The organism is Enorma sp., from assembly GCF_982429025.1.
The window spans coordinates 1-2,207 of the sequence record NZ_CEWCAA010000090.1 but is presented as its reverse complement, the minus strand read 5'-3'; the positions used below and the strand labels follow the sequence as shown (position 1 = coordinate 2,207).

Below are 2,207 nucleotides of genomic sequence, written 5' to 3'. Positions count from 1 at the left end.
TAAATCGACATTTTTAGCCAAAAACGGCGGGCAGAGGTTAAAACGGACCGCTCGCGGCGGTAAGAAGCGAGGCGGGACGGGCGCGCGGTCGCCGGTGGGGGGCGGGCGTCCGCGCGGCAGCGAGGGACAATGCGCTCGAACGCGCGGCGATGTCGGGACGAGACGGCGTGTTCGCGGCAGCGAGGGCAACAACGGGCAAGCGCGTGGGGCGCCACGTCTAGCACGCGTGACGAGCAACGCGCGCAGGCGTCGAGGGGCAATCGGTTGTGTGGCCAGAAACGGTGTCGAAGCGGCTTTATGCCCCGTATGCCAAGTGGGCGTCATCGATATCCTCGAGCGTTTCGCGCAAGAACCGGCGTGTCCACCATTGCGCCGCGGGGAGGTTTTGGTCCAGATAGTTGCCGCAGGCTTCGGGCGCAGCTCCGGGAATCTCTCCCTCAAAGCCGGCGACGAAATCAAAAAGATCGCGAATGAGCGGCAGGATTTCGCGCGACGTGACCTCGCCGAAAACAACAAGGTAAAAGCCGGTGCGGCATCCCATGGGGCCAAAGTACACCACGCGCGAACTCCACGCGGCGTCATTGCGCAGGAACGTCGCGCCGAGATGCTCGATAGTGTGCACCTCGGCGGTATTCATGACCGGCTCGCGGTTTGGCGCGGTCAGGCGAATGTCGAACGTGGTCACTGCGGCGCCGGTCGCGGGATCGCGGTCAACGCGCGATACGTAGATCCCCGGCTCGAGCGTAAGGTGGTCAACGGTGAAGCTGGCAATAGTCTCCATGGTGCTTCCTGCGATTCTTGAGGGTTGGCGTCATCTCCTGTGGCCTGTATTGTAGCGTTGCCACACCTCAAGCTGCGCCTGATAGAATAACCGGAGCCCAAACAGCGCAATCTCAGGAAGGGAACGGCATGCTCTCACCGCAAGCAGTGGTTTTCGATATGGATGGCACCCTCGTGGACACGGAGCGGGTGAGTCAGGCATCGTGGCGAAGGGCCGCGGCGGATATGGGCATCGTTCTGCCCGATAGCATGCTCAACGATTTCGTTGGCTGCAGCATCCCCAATGCTCGCACCATGGTGATTGAGCTGGTTGGCGATGTGCAGCTTGTTGATCGGCTGTTCTCGCACCAGGCAGAGCTGTTTCTCACTATGCGCGACGAAGATCTTGAGATGCGCCCGGGGGCATTCGAGGCGGTGAGGGCGCTCCACGATGCCGGCCTTCCCGTGGCACTTGCGACTTCGACGGAGCGGGAGCACGCGATGCCGCTCATGGAGCGCTTCGGATTGGCGCGGTTCTTCTCGACGACGGTTTGCGGAGACGAGATTGAGCGCTCGAAGCCCGAGCCGGACATCTACCTCGAGGTAGCGCGCCGCTTGGGCACGAGGCCGGAAGCATGCGCAGCGGTGGAGGACTCCGTGAATGGCGCACGGGCGGCGCTCGCGGCCGGCATGGTGACGTTCATGGTGCCCGAATGGGCCGAGCCGACTCCCGACGTGCGCTCAGCGTGCGCGGGCATCTTGCAGAGTCTGCGCGAGCTGCCGGCGCTGCTTATCGGGTAGCCTCGTTCGGGGCGCGAACCTGGGGGAGTTGCCGCAAGAAAAGGGATAGCGCGCAGATCGATGGCGTAGGGGAATCCAGGACGCGGCAGACGGTCGTGGCTGCTAAAGGCGCGCAGCAACGACGTGTCCCGCAAAGAAGATGACGCCCGCAATAAAAAGGCCAAGGTGCGCGCGGCGCGATTTGCTCGCGTTGAGGTGCGCAAAGCGCGTCATACTCACGGCACAGAGAGCAAAGCAGGCAAGGGCCGCCCAACCGCACGCGTACGCTCCAGCATGCGCGCCCGATGCATAGAGCGTGGCGCTCACCCCGTGTACCGCGGCTGCGGCAACGAGGCCGACTCCCCAGGCGGCGTGTCGCCGGGTGCGCTCTCTTCCTGCACCGCTGCCTTGCGTGCGGTTGAGCCGTACGCAGATGAAACGAACGGTAAGCGCGCCCAGGCAAACCAGCCCCACAAGGGCGGAGATGATCTCGACGAGGAGTATCGGGGTCATGGTAGGGCCTTTCGTTGGTCGAACAATAAAAGATAGCCAAAGCTAACTAATTACTGGAACGAGAGCCCCCAGCTTCAAAGAACCTCTACAGGCGTTCGTTGCCAAGCTTTGCGGTGCACGGTTCCGTGTGCGCGGGGGCCGGCGGGGTGGCGGCC

At 63.4% G+C, this 2,207-nt stretch carries 3 protein-coding genes; 1 reads left to right on the top strand and 2 read right to left on the bottom strand.

The window, feature by feature from the left end; genetic code table 11:
- Positions 1-295 precede the first annotated feature (295 nt).
- Positions 296-781 carry an S-ribosylhomocysteine lyase gene (locus AC1VS5_RS09560; RefSeq protein WP_481218473.1) on the bottom strand — a complete coding sequence of 162 codons (486 nt, stop codon included), beginning with the start codon at positions 779-781 and terminating at the stop codon, positions 296-298.
- A gap of 128 nt (positions 782-909) precedes the next feature.
- Between AC1VS5_RS09560 and AC1VS5_RS09555 the strand changes: the two genes are divergently transcribed.
- Positions 910-1,560 (top strand): HAD family hydrolase, encoded by a 651-nt coding sequence (locus AC1VS5_RS09555; RefSeq protein WP_481218472.1) that lies wholly within the window; start codon positions 910-912, stop codon positions 1,558-1,560.
- Between the two features lie 102 nt (positions 1,561-1,662).
- Here AC1VS5_RS09555 and AC1VS5_RS09550 read toward each other — a convergent pair whose 3' ends face one another.
- Positions 1,663-2,052 (bottom strand): hypothetical protein, encoded by a 390-nt coding sequence (locus tag AC1VS5_RS09550; RefSeq protein WP_481218471.1) that lies wholly within the window; start codon positions 2,050-2,052, stop codon positions 1,663-1,665.
- Positions 2,053-2,207: the final 155 nt, after the last annotated feature.